General features: G+C 36.7%; 11 protein-coding genes and 3 pseudogenes. 4 read left to right on the top strand and 10 right to left on the bottom strand.

The features are described from left to right. Positions 1-42: 42 nt before the first annotated feature. The 3 genes from AC559H_RS15810 to AC559H_RS15800 form a co-directional block, all read right to left on the bottom strand. Complete coding sequence (locus AC559H_RS15810) at positions 43-1,113, bottom strand: CHAT domain-containing protein (RefSeq protein WP_051319666.1); 1,071 nt, start codon at positions 1,111-1,113, stop codon at positions 43-45. Between the two features lie 246 nt (positions 1,114-1,359). Continuing rightward, a complete protein-coding gene (locus AC559H_RS15805) occupies positions 1,360-1,941 on the bottom strand; it encodes an NADPH-dependent FMN reductase (RefSeq protein WP_026795968.1) in 582 nt (193 codons plus the stop codon). A 13-nt stretch (positions 1,942-1,954) separates the two neighbouring features. Next, the gene (locus AC559H_RS15800; protein WP_051319665.1) at positions 1,955-2,905 is read right to left on the bottom strand and encodes a thermonuclease family protein; all 951 of its coding nucleotides are present in this window, start codon (positions 2,903-2,905) and stop codon (positions 1,955-1,957) included. 143 nt (positions 2,906-3,048) lie between these two features. On the opposite strand from AC559H_RS15800, the gene AC559H_RS15795 reads away from it, so the two are divergent. The 3 genes from AC559H_RS15795 to AC559H_RS15785 all read left to right on the top strand — a co-directional run bounded on the left by AC559H_RS15795 (position 3,049) and on the right by AC559H_RS15785 (position 4,404). After that, on the top strand, positions 3,049-3,399 hold the full coding sequence (locus AC559H_RS15795) for a type II toxin-antitoxin system RelE/ParE family toxin (RefSeq protein WP_026785337.1): 351 nt from the start codon (positions 3,049-3,051) through the stop codon (positions 3,397-3,399). 1 nt (position 3,400) lies between these two features. After that, positions 3,401-3,712: a helix-turn-helix domain-containing protein gene (locus AC559H_RS15790; RefSeq protein WP_026785338.1), complete on the top strand. Its 312-nt coding sequence runs from the start codon at positions 3,401-3,403 to the stop codon at positions 3,710-3,712. A gap of 116 nt (positions 3,713-3,828) precedes the next feature. Beyond that, a complete protein-coding gene (locus AC559H_RS15785; RefSeq protein ID WP_026785339.1) occupies positions 3,829-4,404 on the top strand; it encodes a Uma2 family endonuclease in 576 nt (191 codons plus the stop codon). Here the strand turns inward: AC559H_RS15785 and AC559H_RS15780 are convergent. From AC559H_RS15780 to AC559H_RS15750, 7 genes and pseudogenes are all read right to left on the bottom strand, one after another. Further along, a pseudogene (locus AC559H_RS15780) lies at positions 4,401-6,319 on the bottom strand (7TM diverse intracellular signaling domain-containing protein). The gene AC559H_RS15785 and the pseudogene AC559H_RS15780 overlap by 4 nt on opposite strands. An 84-nt stretch (positions 6,320-6,403) precedes the next feature. Continuing rightward, positions 6,404-6,889, bottom strand: a pseudogene (locus tag AC559H_RS15775) (7TMR-DISMED2 domain-containing protein); the annotation flags it as partial. A gap of 61 nt (positions 6,890-6,950) precedes the next feature. Beyond that, positions 6,951-8,507, bottom strand: a complete 1,557-nt coding sequence (locus AC559H_RS15770; protein WP_026785342.1) for an ATP-binding protein — start codon at positions 8,505-8,507, stop codon at positions 6,951-6,953. A 47-nt stretch (positions 8,508-8,554) separates the two neighbouring features. Next, complete coding sequence (locus AC559H_RS15765) at positions 8,555-9,400, bottom strand: MASE1 domain-containing protein (RefSeq protein ID WP_026785343.1); 846 nt, start codon at positions 9,398-9,400, stop codon at positions 8,555-8,557. Positions 9,401-9,679: 279 nt separating this feature from the next. Then, positions 9,680-11,542: an acetate--CoA ligase gene (gene acs, locus AC559H_RS15760; protein WP_026785344.1), complete on the bottom strand. Its 1,863-nt coding sequence runs from the start codon at positions 11,540-11,542 to the stop codon at positions 9,680-9,682. Positions 11,543-11,638: 96 nt separating this feature from the next. Further along, a pseudogene (gene ltrA / locus AC559H_RS15755) lies at positions 11,639-13,415 on the bottom strand (group II intron reverse transcriptase/maturase). Between the two features lie 653 nt (positions 13,416-14,068). Further along, complete coding sequence (locus AC559H_RS15750; RefSeq protein WP_267879857.1) at positions 14,069-14,200, bottom strand: hypothetical protein; 132 nt, start codon at positions 14,198-14,200, stop codon at positions 14,069-14,071. Between the two features lie 137 nt (positions 14,201-14,337). On the opposite strand from AC559H_RS15750, the gene AC559H_RS15745 reads away from it, so the two are divergent. Next, complete coding sequence (locus AC559H_RS15745; RefSeq protein WP_081694827.1) at positions 14,338-16,527, top strand: serine/threonine-protein kinase; 2,190 nt, start codon at positions 14,338-14,340, stop codon at positions 16,525-16,527. Positions 16,528-16,530: the final 3 nt, after the last annotated feature.

The raw sequence follows: 16,530 nt of genomic DNA, 5'->3' as shown, positions 1-16,530 counted from the left end.
GGCTTGAAAGTTAAAAGCGATCGCATTATTCTTAAAACCTTCCTAACTTTTGCTATCTTGCCATTCTTCCAAAGCACCAATTACAAAACTCGCGGCTGGATGATTGAGAACTTGCTCAAACGCACTAACACCCCCCGCTTTTAATGCACCAATAACTCGCTTCATCAACGCTGGATTACTTTCTATTTGTTCGATCACTTCCCCTGCTATTTTCATCTTTCCCGTCATCGTATTCGTGGGGTTAGTTTTGCTGAGTTGTTCAAGCAATTGTTGAATTTCATTCGCCACTTCAGCAAGATTTGACTTTTCTGCTGAATTATTATAAGAATTTGCTTCAATATAACGACCTTGACCCTTAATCGATATTTTACGGTAATCACCTGTCCCAATACTGGTATTGGTACTGGTATTCGTATAATTTCCCGTTCCAATATTAATGTTACGTTCCCCTGTCATTTTTTTATCTCCTGAGTTAGAAACAGTTGAATCGGATTGAGTGGGTTTAATCAAACGTGAAGTTTTAACAGTAGACTTTTCAACCTTTTCCCCATACCAGCGAGGAATAAATTCTTGAGAGATTCCAGCCATCATAATGGCATTACATCCTAAATTATAAGCAAAATTATAAGTTTGACCTGCTCCTAACGCATCATAAAAAGCCACAGAAAATTCAATCGCGGCTCTATCATCAATCGCCTGACTCATGCCAATCACATAATTAATATATTTGGCGATTTCTTGAGCTTGCACTTCTGAAGAACAGGCATTGAGTACCACACATTCCACCTGTTCAGAAAATAATTGAAAAAGTCCTGCGATCGCTTCCGTATCCACTAACTTTTGACATCCGCTATCATCTTCAAAAACTAAACCATTTTCCCCCGATCCATGTCCGCTAAAATGAACAATATTCGGTTGATTATCTAAAATTGCCCTGCGAATATCTCGATAGCGAGTCGCTTCTGCGGATTCAATTGAAAATAAATCCCTAGACTGCGATCGCTTCAACCCTTCTTTGATTTCTCGCATTTCTTCATCCAACCGTAAAGGACTTGTTCTTTTAGGGTTAGCCGATAAAATCAAAATCTTTCGATGAATAACATTATCATTCACAACTTTATTTCTCCTCAAAGATATTTTCAAGGGACTGCTTTAGAATTTCTGTCTCTGTTTAGTGATTCACCGCTACAACATTCTTTTCATGAACAACCTAATTTTCGAGGCGATCCAAGCCAGTAAGGGGGTTTCAGCCTCTAAAATATGCGGTTTAAATGCTTAACAGCTTATCATTATATCATGCTCTTGATAATGATTTAGGACTGCTATAATAGCAATAAACTGATAACTGATGACTGAAATTTAAGCTGAAAGTTTAATCAATAAACTTGTAACTTTTGCGCCTAAACTTTCTACATCCTGCTGTTGTTTGGGATCTTTTAAACTTCCATCGGAATTAAAGGCTTCAAAGGCTTGAGAAATAGAGCGTTGTTGAGGAATAACTAATACCCCAATACTTTCTAAAATAGCCCGAACATGAACTAACCCGCGCATTCCTCCAAACCCTCCAGGGGAGGCGCTCATAATCGCTGCAATTTTATTATTAAAACAAGCTAATCCCGGTAAATTGGGTTCGGGACGGGATGCCCAATCAATGGCATTTTTTAATAACGGTGTAATCGAACTATTATACTCAGGACAGGCAATTAATAAGCCTTGATGGGCTAACATTAAATCTTTGAATTGACGAACAGCCACCGGAATACCCTGTTGGACTTCTAAGTCTTCATCAAATAAGGGCATCGGGAAATCCCGTAAATCAATATAGGTGACTTCCGCCCCGGCTGTTTTGGCTCCGGCGGCTGCAATTTGGACTAACTTTTTATTATAGGAAGTTTCCTTAGCACTTCCAGCAAAGGCGAGAATTTTGGGGGAATTTACCATGATGGTATCCTAATTATTTCTGCGTATTATTATAAGTTAAAGTTGGGGAATTTGCCAAATTTTTTGCTTGAACAATCGGGCAAAAATCCGATAATTGTTGCAGATGATTTAGGGTAATTTCGGGTTTATCTCGGTACATGGTCACTTGTCCACTAATATAGACGTAACTCCGTCCTAACCCCGTATATCGTTTATTAATTAAATGAATGATAGGAGAATCTTTATTATTACTAGCTTCAGGAATCCATAATTTTAAACTTCGGTCTTTTGTTCCGGTATGAATAATCCCACTATTCCCAATCCATTTAGTAATTCCCTCCTGTAAATCACAGAAAATAGTAATAGATTGTTGCTTCATTGCTGCTAATAATATATTAGGATAATCTAAACGCACGGATAACACGCCATTCGGTTGTCCATAGTGACGAAAATCATCCACAATCGCAGCGCGTAACGACCACCAAGGCATTAAAATAGTATAGTTTCTAAAAGCATTACTTTCGTTGGTTTGGCGATTCCAAATCATGCGATTATGGGCTTGGGCATCGGCTTCAGCCCGCATCATTTCTTGATGATATAATCGAGAATTTCCATATTTAATAAAATAAGGACTCCAACCTTCCTTAATTAATTTTAAATTATAATTTTCTCCCTGTTTATGCACATAACAAATTAATCGTCCGTGATGATCTCGATATTTTTCTAAACACACTTCTGCTGGTTCATTGCCATCAAATTCAATATCGACTTTTGTTAAAAAACTATGTTCATTCATAAAATATTGTTGTGCCATTTCTGCGGCGGCAATTCCGGCATTTGTTCGGGGTTTAGAATCATGGTTAAGTATTTCTTCGGTATCCACACAATCGAGTCTTAAAAATTCTCGCTTATCATTGAGTAACACCTTGATTGTGTCCCCATCCACGACTTTTGTGACTTGTAAATTTTTAATCCGAGTTCCCACAATATTTGATTTTCCTTTTCGTTATAATTGATACAATTTCTCTTGGTACTGGCATTAATCGTCGTCGCCATAATACCATAGTTGGTTAAAATTGCATCCTAAATATTGATTAAGATGAAACTTATTAGGTATAATTATTAAAGATGAATGATCCTAACCTGATTTTACAGGTTGTTTTTTACAAATCCGAACTTGGCAATCAGCCTGTTAGAGAATGGCTAAAGTCCTTATCCCCTAATGAAAAGAAAATTATTGGGACAGATGTTAAAACCGTGCAGTTTGGTTGGCCTATGGGAATGCCCTTGGTTAAAAAGTTGGTAGCCAACTTATGGGAAGTTAGAATATCTTTAGACAATAAAATTGCCCGTGTTATTTTTACGGTTAAAGATGATAAAATGATCTTGTTACATGGGTTTATTAAAAAATCTCAAAAACTTCCTGAAAAAGAGTTAGACATTGCTAAAAATAGATTAAATAACTTATCAATCAATTAACATGAATAATCAATATATTGGCAGTAATTTTGATACATTTCTTGAAGAAGAAGGAATATTATCAGAGGTAGAAGCAATAGCAATCAAAAGGGTAATTGCTTACCAAATTCAAGAAGCCATGAATCAAGCCGGACTTTCAAAAAGCGAAATGGCTAAACGAATGAACACTAGCCGATCTTCTTTACAACGGCTTCTTGATCCTAAAAATTCATCTTTAAATTTACAAACAATTACTAAAGCTGCATTAGTATTGGGTAAAAAATTAAAAGTTGAATTTGTTTTAGAATCCAATAGCGATCGCGGCTTGTCCTGATAATAATTTAATCACCTCTAGGAAAATTGTTAAAGTGTGATCGCATCCGATCAAGTTTTTACCTAAATTTAGAGCTATAATATTAATCAATTCAGTTAGACAAGGAGATTTTTCTCATGGCACTGATGACAATAAAAGACTTAGAAAACTTACAAGCAACTCTCTCGGAAGCTGGACAGGATTACCAATTAGAACTTGAAAATGGGAAAATTATCGTTATGGGGCCATCAGATATTATCTCTAGCGAAATAGGTGTCCGTTTAATTGCCTTTCTTTTCGCTTGGGTTGAACCTCGTCGCTTAGGGCGAATATTTGACTCCGCAGGAGGTTTTATCATGCCCGATACTAACTTAAAAGCACCAGATGTTTCTTTTGTTCGTGCATCTCAGCTACAACAAAGTGTCCGATACTTTGCCAAATTAGTTCCAGATTTAGTTGTAGAAATTAAATCTCAAAGTGATCGAGTTAAAACACTAGAAAAAAAACTCAAAAAGTTTTTAGAATTAGGTGCAATTGTGGGAATTTTGATTGACCCTGATGAATTGACTGTTACCGTTTATCGACCGACAGGGGAACCCATTATATTAGCAAATGAAGATATTTTAACTCTACCCGAACTATTTCCCGGTTGGGAATTATCAATTTCTGCATTATGGCCGCCTATTTTCACAGAAGCAGAAGTTGATGATTAAACGAGAGGTTCTATTAAATCAATAATTTGCTCAAATTGATATTGACGCACCAGTTTAGTCAAGATTTTAGCTAAAGCAGCTTCGGTTTCAGGAATTTCTGGAATTAATCTTATGATTTCCTGATCATCTGCTTCGAGAACTGCTTGATATAATCTGAGCACCCATTCCTGGGGCATTATTTGGAATTGTTCTGTAGTTAGTTGGGATAATTCATTGATTTTTACTCCTGTTTGGCTATTTCCATCTGTCATATCTTCATAAATATATTTGATTCCTAAATGTTTAGTTAATATTTCAAAAATTGTATATTCTTTAAAGGGTTTTCTCATAAAATCATCACATCCTGCTGACAGAGTAATCGCTTTTTCTTCTTCTAAGACACTCGCAGTTAAAGCAATAATCGCGGTAGCATTACCTTGAGTCGTTGACTTAATATATTTAGTGGATTCATAACCATCCATTACAGGCATTCTCATATCCATCAATATTAAATGGGGTTGCCATTCTTGCCAAATTGCGATCGCTTCCTGTCCATTACTCGCTTCTTTTACTTCAAAGCCTAAAGGTGAAAGTAATTTAATTAATAATTGACAATTAATCGGTTTATCATCTACTGTCAAGATTTTGTAAGTCGGTTGTTCCGGTGCTAGTTTTAATACTCTTTTAGGATTAATGTGTTCAATTTTATCAGTTTCTTTACCTAATTGTACCACAATTGAAAATTGAAAAATTGTGCCTTTTCCTAATTCACTTTCTACCGTAATATCTCCCCCCATTAACTGCACAAATTGACGACTAATTACTAATCCTAATCCGGTTCCTTAATATAACGAGGTAGATTTTCACCGCGCACAAAAATTAATTCTAATCCAGCATTAAACGCCCTTAAATGTAACATATCTTCCAAGTCATCTAACAATTGATATAGGTCAAAATCCTTTTGATTTAAAGTAGTTTTTTGAGCTTCAATTTTAGAAAAATCTAAGACATTATTAATTAAAGTTAATAAATAATCACCACTTCGTTGAATAATACCCGCATTTTCGTATTGTTCAGAAGGTAGATTTTTTGTGCGTAATATTAACTGAGAAAAACCAATAATTGCGTTTAAAGGCGACCTTAATTCATGGCTCATATTAGCAATAAAGCTACTTTTCGCTTTATTTGCTACTTCGGCTTTTTCCTTAGCAATTGCTAATTCTGTTGTTCTTTGATTAACTTTTTGTTCTAAAATAATATTTTGTTCTTTAATTAATTGTTGATTAAGTTCAGCATTTTTTAAGGCTTCTGCTTGTGCTTGCACTCTTTCTTCTTTAATTAAATTAATCCGATCTGCTAAAGCAATAGAAAATAATACTACTGATAAAGTAAAACCTAATGCTAAACTTTTCTCAGTATAAAAATTATAAGGTATTAATGAAAATACACTTAAACCATGAATAGTTGTACACAAAATTGGAGCTAACATTGCTAATAAAAAATATTTAGCTGGTTTATATTTTTGTTTCCATCTAATTATAGCGATGATTAAGATCATGATCGAGATAAATAAACTATTAAAGGTTATGATAAATGAATATTGATAATTTTTGAAAAAACTAATAAATCTGATTAAGATCACACTAAGATCAAAAACAATGAGAAATATACTTGTAAAAAAGAAAAATTTATCTATTTTAGGAATATATTTTTGGGTTTGTAAGAAAGATTGAGTAAATTTAATCCACCCAATTAAAGTAAATAAGGCCATTAAAACTGAAATTTCAGGATAATTAGGGAAATTGCTCCATAAATATTGATGTCCTATTCCTTCACGGCTTAGTTGGAAAAATAAATAACCCGTAATAAATAAAATATAATATAAATAACTTCTGTCTCGTAAGGATATAAATAAAAATAAATTATAAACAATCATCACCAGAATAATTCCGTAGGATATTCCTAAGAATAAAATATTACCTTGATCCTGTTGCCAAAATATTTCTAAGGAGTAAATATTTAAAGGAATTGTGAAACCAAGTTGTGAAGTTAAACGTAAATAAATAATTTGTTCGTTTTGATGATCAAAATGTAAATTAACAATAAAATAACGGTGGTTAAATTCTCTGGTATGAAAGGGAAAATCTCTACCAGTTTTAATAAAATTAAATTTATTTCGATCTGGTTTAGGCAAATAAAAATCTACTGTGCCAATACGAGTATCACTAAAAATTAAAAGCCAATTTTTAATTTTAATTGCTTCATTTTTTACCCGAAAACGTACCCAAATGGCTGAGTTTTTTAGTCCTAAGTTGGGGACTTTTTGCTGACTAGGGATAAATTTTTGATTAACTACATCTTCAATCGTTAATTCTCTAGTTTTATCTTCAAATATTTCTAAATTTAAACCTAAAGGATATTTTGTTATTTTATCAATTAAAACAACAGGATTTACACTTTCTATTTCTTGGTTGGTTTGGGTATAAGCATGAGATATTGTTACCAATAAAAACAAGGTAGATAAGATAATAAAAGAGATAATTTGTTTAAATTTTTTGCTGCTATTTCTATTCGTAATTTATCAAAGGTTCAACTAAATCAACTAATTTCTCAAATTCAAATTGCTTGGCTAATTTTGTTAGAGATTGTATTAAAGAACTTTCTGTTTGCGGAATTTCTTTAATTAATTCTATCACATCATTTGTATTTGCTTCTAAAACAGCTTCATAAAATTGATTAATCCATGCTTGATTCATACATTTAAAACCATCAGATGTTAAAGATTTTTCTTCGATAACTGCCAAATTTTGATCATTATTTTCAGCATATATATATTTAACTCCTAAATGTTTAGTTAATACTTCAAAAATTGTATATTCTTTAAAGGGTTTACGCATAAAATCGTCACATCCTGCTGACAGAGTAATCGCTTTTTCTTCTTCTAAAACACTCGCAGTTAAAGCAATAATCGCGGTAGCATTACCTTGGGTCGTTGACTTAATATATTTAGTCGCTTCATAACCATCCATTACAGGCATTCTCATATCCATAAGAATTAAATGAGGTTGCCATTGATTCCAAATTTCTATAGCTTCCTGTCCATTACTCGCTTCTTTTACTTCAAATCCTAATGGTGTTAATAATTTCATTAATAATTGGGAATTAATCGCTTTATCATCTACTGTTAAGATTTTGTAAGTCGGTTGTTCCGGTGCTAGTGCTAATACTCGTTTAGGATTAATTCGTTCAATTTTAGTTGATTCTTGACCTAATTTTACATTAATCGAAAATTGAAAAGTTGTGCCTTGTCCTAATTGACTCTCTACCGCAATATCTCCTCCCATTAACTGCACAAATTGACGACTAATTACTAATCCTAATCCCGTGCCTTCTTGGGCTTCTCGTCCTGATTCTGTTTGGGAAAAAGCCTGAAATAAATTGCCTAATTCTTCTTGAGAAATTCCCTTTCCTGTGTCGCTAATTGTAAAATTTAAAATATAATTTTGATTGTCTTGATTTTCCTGGCTATTAACACTTAAAATTACTTCACCTTTTGATGTAAATTTAATCGCATTCCCTAATAAATTGAGTAAAATTTGGCGTAGTTTTACTCCATCAGCATAAAGATAACGAGGTAGATTTTCTCCACGGACAAAAATCAATTCTAATCCCGCATTAAATGCCCTTAAATGTAACATATCTTCCAAATCATCTAACAATTGATATAGGTCAAAATCCTTTTGATTTAAAGTAGTTTTTTGAGCTTCAATTTTAGAAAAATCTAAGATATTATTAATTAAAGTTAATAAATATTCCCCACTTCTTTGAATAATTCCCGCATTTTCATATTGTTCAGAAGGCAAATTTTTCGTGCGTAACATTAATTGAGAAAAGCCAATAATTGCATTGAGAGGACTCCGCAATTCGTGACTCATATTGGCAATAAACGTACTTTTAGCTTGATTTGCAACTTCGGCTTTTTTCTTAGCAATTTCTAACTCTGCTGTGCGTTCCTTTACACGATTTTCTAACTCTTGATTTAATTGTTTTAACTTCTTTTCTGCTTGTCTCCGTTCACTAACTGTAGCTAATAATACTAGATTAGTAATAGTTATTACAGCCATAAATGTTTGTAATAATAGTGTTGCCTCGCTGATATTTCCTGTTCTCGCTATAAATGGGCCCCACCATAAAAATTTGATAAAATCGAGATCATTGATACTAAAAATGTAGCAGTAATCGAGATTCTGTGATCAAATTTTAAAGTTGCCCAAATAATAAAAGGTAAAGGTAAATATTCTATCGGATAATTAGCAAGATGCTGATCAATTTTTTCAAAAAAGATTAGATAACTAATAATAATAATTAGGCCCAATAGAAGGAAAGATTTAACCCTTTTTCTCACCAATTTGGACTCAGATAAAATTTGCCGATCCGGTGGCTGATTATCTAAATATAATAATAGAATTAAGGGAGTAAAATTTAATATTCCCATCACATTACCTAGCCACCAATTCCAGAAAAGATTAATAAAATTACCCCAATCTCCTTCAGGAGATACGCAAATAAAATCATTCCACATCCCTTCTTTAAATAAACAAATAGTTGATATTTGCAAAATTGTTTTAATTTGAGTAGAAATTATCGCCCCCCAAAATATCAACTTAAAGACATCACTTAAACGACTTAAACGGCGATCAAACTTAAAATAATCTAAACATTTTACTGCAAATAGGGTTTGTAATATTTCACCGATTGGAGGCATAATTGATGTAGTAAAATCAACTTCATCTGGGAACAAAATGATGTTTAATAATATAAAACTAATTACTATACCTGGCCAAACCCTAACCCCAAATAATAACATTAGTGCTAGGGCGATTCCGGCGGGTGGCCAGACAGCCAGAGCAAAAGGATCTATTAACTGAAGTTTTAGTGATAGAGTCATCCCGGCAATATAAATGATAGTAAATGTGATGAGTTGAAACTTATAATTTCTGGATAGCGATCGCTTCATTTGTTGTAGATATCCCTGAATTGGTTTGAATTTTTTGCTACTTTGGTTATTTATAATTTATCAAAGGTTCTATTAAACCAATAATTTGCTCAAATTTATTTAAAAGTTACTAAGAGGCTGATTTATAAACTGTGATAAATTTTAAATACTATAAAAAATCTAGGGAAGATCACAAAATCAACACTAATAACTAATAACTAATAACTAATAACTAATAACTGATAACTAATAACTAATAACTGACAACTGATAACTGATAACTAATAACTAATAACTGATTTACGCCCCTCCCCGCAATTTCTCTAATACACTGCGATCCTGTAGCGTAGAAGTATCTCCCGTAATTTCTTGACCCGACGCCAGCGATCGCAATAACCGCCGCATAATCTTCCCAGACCGGGTTTTAGGTAGATCATCCGTAAACCGAATTTCCCCAGGACGGGCTAAGGCGCCAATTTCCTTGACAACGTGCTTCTTGAGTTCCTGTGCTAACTCATCGGACGCCTCTTTGCCTTCCTCCAAGGTGACAAAAGCCACAATCTCCTCACCCTTAATTTCATCGGGTTTCCCAACCACCGCAGCCTCAGCCACCGCGTGATGGGAGACTAAGGCTGACTCAATTTCCATCGTCCCTAAACGGTGTCCCGACACACTGATCACGTCATCTACCCGACCCATAACCCAGAAATAGCCATCTCGGTCTTGATGGGCTCCATCCCCGGCAAAATAGAGGGGAATACCATCTTTTGGTTTCAAATATTCCCAATATGTCCGCCGGAAACGGTCGGGATCACCATATATCGTCCGCATCATTCCCGGCCAGGGATAGCGCACCACCAAATAGCCGCCACTTTCATCGGTTACGGGGTTTCCTTCCGTATCTACCACATCCGCTAAAATCCCAGGAAAGGGTAAGGTAGCCGAACCGGGTTTTGTTGGGGTCGCTCCGGGTAAGGGGGTAATCATAAACCCGCCCGTTTCCGTTTGCCACCAAGTATCGACAATCGGGCATTTACCGTTACCAATTACCCGTTGATACCACATCCAAGCTTCGGGGTTAATCGGTTCTCCCACGGTTCCTAATAGGCGCAGAGACGATAAATTACGGGACTTGGGATGGTGTTCGCCCATTTTCATAAATGACCGAATTGCGGTGGGTGCCGTATAGAAAATCGTCACCCCATATTTTTCCACCACATCCCAGAAACAACCGGGGTTAGAAGTACGCGGCGCCCCTTCATACATTAGGGTTGTCGCGCCGTTGGATAGGGGCCCATAGACAATATAACTGTGTCCAGTAATCCAACCGACATCGGCCGTACACCAATAGACATCGGTATCCTGTAGGTCAAAAGCCCATTTATTGGTAATGTGGGTATAGAGGTTATATCCGCCCGTGGTGTGAACAACGCCCTTGGGTTTGCCCGTTGTCCCACTGGTGTAGAGGATAAATAACATATCTTCACTATCCATCGGTTCGGCGGGACAGTCGGCGGAAACTCCCTGTCTGAGATCATGCCACCAATGATCCCGTCCCGGTTCCATGTTAATTTTTTGGTTAGTTCTTTGTACCACTAAAACGTTATCAATACTGGTAGCCCCGGCTTCAATGGCTTTATCGACTTGTTCTTTTAAGGGAACAATGGCATCTTTACGCCAGCCACCATCGGCGGTAATCACTAATTTAGCTTCGGCGTCCACTAACCGATCTTTAAGTGCTTCTCCGCTAAACCCCCCAAAGACAACGGTATGGGGCGCACCAATCCGGGCACAGGCTAACATAGCAATGGCGGCTTCGGGTATCATGGGCATATAGATGCCAATCCGATCACCTTTTTGCACTCCCAACTGTTTGAGAACGTTCGCCATTTGACAGACTTCTCGATGCAGTTGCAAGTAAGTTAAAGTTCGGGTATCCCCCGGTTCTCCCTCCCAAATTAAGGCGGCTTTATTTTTCCGCCAGGTGGTTAAGTGCCGATCTAAACAATTATAGGAAATGTTAATTTTGCCATTGACAAACCATTTGGCAAAAGGGGGTTGCCAGTCTAAAACCTGATCCCATTTTTGAAACCAATGGAGTTCTGTTTCCGCTAGTTCTGCCCAGAACGCTTCCGGGTTGGCTTTAGCTTTGTTAGAGTCGATAGGAGCGTTACCACTCCTACCTCTCCTTCAGAACCGTGCATGAAACTTTCGCTTCACACGGCTCCTTGATAATTCCACCTTTGTTATAGGTACGATTCAAAACGGATTGAGGTCGTAATTCTCGACTTGTTCTAAGGGATTAACCTTATTTTTAGTTAAGGAACCATCGTGAGCCGTTTTTATGTCGTGACAATGTTTATGTAAAAGTTGAAGGTTATCGTAGGTGTCTTTTCCACCTAACGATGTTGGTTTAATATGGTCAACTTCTACAATGTCTGTACTTGTGAAATACAGACCACAGTGAGGACAAATACCCTTTTGTTTTTTGATTAATTTGGAAACTCTGCTAGGAGTTTCAGGATATTCGCCCCTTCGTTTACTCCAGTAAATCCAGTCTCCATTAAACGGACTAGCCTTTCCTTTGACCTTTGTATGCCTTACGATTGGCGTACTGGCGTGGTTGAATAATTCTATTCCGTCTTCTGTACTGAAACACCAATCTTTATCGCCTACTGTTCTCCAGTATTTGTCTTTATTGATGCTCCCTTTTCCCCTCGTTCTTGCCCATGCTCTTAACTTATCGTAGGTTAGTGTATCTACTTTTGAAAAAGTTGCTTTACTAACCACTGTTGTGTAATAGTTTGACCAACCCCTAATAATTGGATTTAGCTTGCTAATTAAAGCAGCTTGTGGGGCTGTCTTATGGGTATCTATTACTTCAGCTATATTGACAAGATGAGTTTTAACTTTGGCTTTTGAGGGTGTGATTAATGTCTTAAAACCTAGCGGTGTTCCGTGCGTGTTGTTCGCACATCGGTAGTTGCCTACTCTGTGTTGTTGTATATGGAATCCTAAGAACTCAAACCCAACATTTCCATCAATTTTATTGAGGGTGTGGGTTAATTTTGTTTTACTTGGTTTTAATTCCAATCCCATGTCACTTAACCATTTTGCAATTATCTCTTGACACTTTTTGACTACGTTTAAATCATCATGGATTATTACGAAATCGTCGGCGTAACGGATTAAACTTAGGGATTCACGTTTATGCTGTTTGTTTTGTTTCCCTTTTAGAGTTTCGGCGTATTGCTTGACTCTTTCTTCCATACCATGTAGGGCAATATTCGCAAGTAAGGGTGAAATTACCCCGCCTTGTGGTGTACCATCATTAGTAGGAAAAAGTTCTTTTCCGTCCATGTACCCTGCTCTTAGCCACGCTTGAATTTGACGGCTTAATGTAGGGTATGTGTTTATCTTGGAGATTAATGCTTTGTGGTTTATGCGGTCGAAGCATTTGGCAATATCAGCATCCAATACATATTTGGACTTGTATCTGATACTCAAAAATATTGCTCCTATTGCATCGTGGCAGGAACGTCCTGGTCTGAAACCATAACTGTTTGGCTCAAATTTAGCCTCCCATTCTGGTTCTAACGCTAGTTTAACTAACGCTTGCAATGCGCGGTCGTTGATTGTGGGTATTCCGCCCCCCAAACCCCCCGTGCATGGGGGGCTTGGGGGGGGTTTCTGTTGTACCAGGTTTGGGAATATTAACTCTGCGAGTTGGTTTTACCTTATTGGTTAACTTTAATCGTCCTACCAAGTTCATACGTTGCTTTGGGGTAAGAGATTTAATTCCATCTACTCCAGCCGTATTTTTGCCTTGGTTATCTTGTGTTACCCTGCGAACCGCAATACATTTAGCACTCCAGGAATTAATCAGGGTCTTTTGAAGTTTACGAACTGCTTTAACATCGCCTCGTTCACTCGCTTGAAATATGCGCTTTTGCAACTTGAAAGTTACCCTTTCCAGCTTGCGCCAGTTAAGGTCTTTCCATTCCACCGTCTGAGTTTTAATCAGCGTTTTAGACATTTGTATTGCTACTTGTTCTATTTCTTTGGAATTACCGAGTATCTGTCAGCATATCCTTGTCATTACAACAAGGCATTCGCTTTTGATACCATCCTTTCCCCATATACCATTCGTTAGCTACTTACTGGACGCACGACCTCTCCAGAGATATACAGGGGTTACTTCGTTCCGATTACACATTTGTTTGAAGTCTTTAGCGTGATGCTATCCACCGGGTTTTTTGGGCGGTGCTTATAAGTCGTTAAGAAATACGCTTATGCCCTATCCTTGCCTTTTGGCTTGGTGTTAATCAAGATTGTTCTTGATTTAGCCATTACACCATCACAACTAACGATGGTTCAGACACATCTTTGCTTTCGCTACGCATGGACTTCTTGCTCAGTAGTTACCAGATTTGGCTTCCAGTAGTTCTACCCTTTTAACCCCGCTTTAGCTTGTTGGTTGCTACCCAGTCAAACTAGGGGTTATGCTTTCACCTCAGCACTTGAGGGATGGGACTTGTAAATTTTTGTTACTTATCTCTTAATTTCGTAACATTTCGTTACTTTTTAGAGATTTTGTGGCATTTCTTTACTCACCCATAAATGTAATCAGTTATCACCAGTTTCATCAACTGGGTTAACCGTCCCATAAGCTTTTCGGCTTATTTTAGGTTAAACGAATCGCACTTCATAGAGTTGTTTATACTCCTCTAAGGTTTTAATGTGGGCATTCTGGGAAAACTCTGGTGTTGGTTTAAACAACCGATTTTCTTGCAAAATCGATTCTATCGTAGGTTGTGACATAATCAGTAATCAGTCATCAAGTATTGGCATTACCAGTGTAAGAGTTAAGAGTTAAGGGTTAAGAATGGGCTTGATAATTCTTAACTTTTCGGATTACTGATTACTTTTGACTGATTACTGTTTACTGATTACTAATTATGGAAATGATTGGTCAATTATTAGATCGGAGATACCGAATTGTTCAAGTCCTAAGTTCGGGAGCCTTTGGACAAACCTATCTGTCTGCGGATACCCGACGTCCGGGTCATCCTCAATGTGTTGTGAAACAATTGCGACCACCTAATAATAATTCTAATACTTTAAAGACCGCATTACGATTATTTCGCCAAGAGGCAGAAATTTTAGAACGGTTGGGAAAACATGATCAAATTCCCCAATTATTAGCTTATTTTGAAGATCATAATCAATTTTATTTGATCGAAGAATTTGTTAGTGGACAGCCTCTTATGAAAGAGTTAGTTCCCGGGGTTCCTTGGTCAGAAGAACAGGTGATTTTATTAATCGAAGATATTTTAGAGATTTTAGTATTTGTCCATGATAATCAAGTGATTCATCGGGATGTCAACCCTTCTAATTTAATCCGTCGTAAATCTGATAAAAAATTAGTATTAATTGATTTTGGTTCCGTCAAAGAAGTCAGTACCCGACTCGCCGATGGTAATGGTCAAGGATTACGAACCATAGCCACGGGAACTCCGTTTTATATGCCCATTGAACAGTTCCAAGGTCATCCCCAATATAATAGTGATATTTATGCTGTGGGGATGATTGCCATTCAAGCAATTACGGGGTTAGAAGCTTCAGATTTACCTAAATTACAAGACCCAAGTTTATCGAGTACCGGAGAACCGAGTTGGCGAAATTATAGCAAAGCTAGTGCAGGGTTAGCCCAGGTTATTGATCAGATGGTACATCCTTATTATAGCAAACGCTATCTGACTGTAATTGATGTCTTAGATGACTTAAGAAAGGCAACCGGACGATCAGGATTTAATATTAATAAGTTAAAAAGTTTCCCAATTTATCAAGAAGAAAAAAAACCGATTCCTTGGCCTAAAATAATTGCAATTACCACAACAGGATTAGTCAGTTTAATCGTGATTTTTGGCTTGCTCCAAGTTTTAAATCGTCCCGATCCCGTCAAAGCTGAAAATGCCTTAAAAAGAGGCGTGGAAAAAGTCAATCAAGGTGATCCAAAAGGTGCAATTCGAGCCTTTAATCAAGCCATTAAATTTAATCCTAATAATCCCGAAGCCTATCATAAACGTGCCAATGCTTACTATGATTTGAAGGAATATGAACAAGCCTTGGCAGATTACACTAAAGCCATTGAACTAAATCCTAAGTATGTCAATGCTTATTTTAACCGGGGTTTAACTCGTTATGATATGTCGGATTTATCTGGGGCTTTGGCTGATTTTAACCAAGTCTTAAAACAAGAACCTCAAGACGGAGATGCTTTCTATAAAAGAGGTTTAATTCATTATGATTTAGAAGATTATACCGCCGCCATTAATGATTATAATACGGTTTTACGACTGCAACCGAAAGAAAGTAAAGTCTATCGTGCTAGGGGGACTGCATTGGTGAAATCAGGGGATTTACAAGCAGGAATGGCCGATTATACCGAAGCTATTCGCCTAGAACCAAAGAACCCGATAGGATATTATGATCGAGGTCGAGCCAGATTTCATTTAGGGGATTATCAAGGGGCGTTAGCTGATTATAATACCGTCCTACAAATTGATCCTAATAATTCTGAAGCCTATGCAAATCGTTGTAGTGTTTATATTAATTTATGGGACTATGATCAAGCGATTAAAGATTGCACCGAAGCGATTAATAGAACTCCGAATGAAGTTGCCTATAATAATCGTTGTATTGCTAATTTGAATTTAAAAGATTACCCCAAAGCGATTGAAGATTGCTCAAAAGCTATTGAAATTAAAGGAGATGATTATAAAGCCTATAGTAATCGAGGATTAGCCCGTTCCGCCGCCCAGGATTATGAAGGAGCAATTGCTGATTATACCCAAGGAATTAATATTAATCCCAATGATGCCGAAGCTTATGGGAATCGTGCCCAAGTTCATGTTAGAATGAAAAATTATGATAAGGCGATCGCCGATTATGCTCAAGCTATTCGTCTGAAACCTAACTATGCTGCGGCTTATTATGGACGAGGATTAGTTAGAGTTGAAATCGGTGATAAAAGTGGCGCTATTAGTGATTTTGAACAGGCGGGAAAACTCTATTTGGAACAAGGCTTAACGGGAGGTTATAAGGATGCCCAGTTCCAAATTAAACGCTTACAATCAGGAAGTTAGTCG

Origin of the sequence: Planktothrix prolifica NIVA-CYA 540 (assembly GCF_963864145.1) — a bacterium.
Lineage (GTDB): Bacteria > Cyanobacteriota > Cyanobacteriia > Cyanobacteriales > Microcoleaceae > Planktothrix > Planktothrix agardhii.
This window is presented reverse-complemented; position numbering and strand designations above follow the sequence as displayed.

Bases quoted from the DNA above. Each gene is read 5' to 3' on its own strand.
- AC559H_RS15805 (WP_026795968.1), bottom strand. From the start codon at position 1,941: ATGGTAAATTCCCCCAAAATTCTCGCCTTTGCTGGAAGTGCTAAGGAA.
- AC559H_RS15795 (WP_026785337.1), top strand. From the start codon at position 3,049: ATGAATGATCCTAACCTGATTTTACAGGTTGTTTTTTACAAATCCGAA.
- AC559H_RS15790 (WP_026785338.1), top strand. From the start codon at position 3,401: ATGAATAATCAATATATTGGCAGTAATTTTGATACATTTCTTGAAGAA.
- AC559H_RS15785 (WP_026785339.1), top strand. From the start codon at position 3,829: ATGGCACTGATGACAATAAAAGACTTAGAAAACTTACAAGCAACTCTC.
- AC559H_RS15770 (WP_026785342.1), bottom strand. From the start codon at position 8,507: ATGGCTGTAATAACTATTACTAATCTAGTATTATTAGCTACAGTTAGT.
- AC559H_RS15765 (WP_026785343.1), bottom strand. From the start codon at position 9,400: ATGAAGCGATCGCTATCCAGAAATTATAAGTTTCAACTCATCACATTT.
- AC559H_RS15750 (WP_267879857.1), bottom strand. From the start codon at position 14,200: ATGTCACAACCTACGATAGAATCGATTTTGCAAGAAAATCGGTTGTTT.
- AC559H_RS15745 (WP_081694827.1), top strand. From the start codon at position 14,338: ATGGAAATGATTGGTCAATTATTAGATCGGAGATACCGAATTGTTCAA.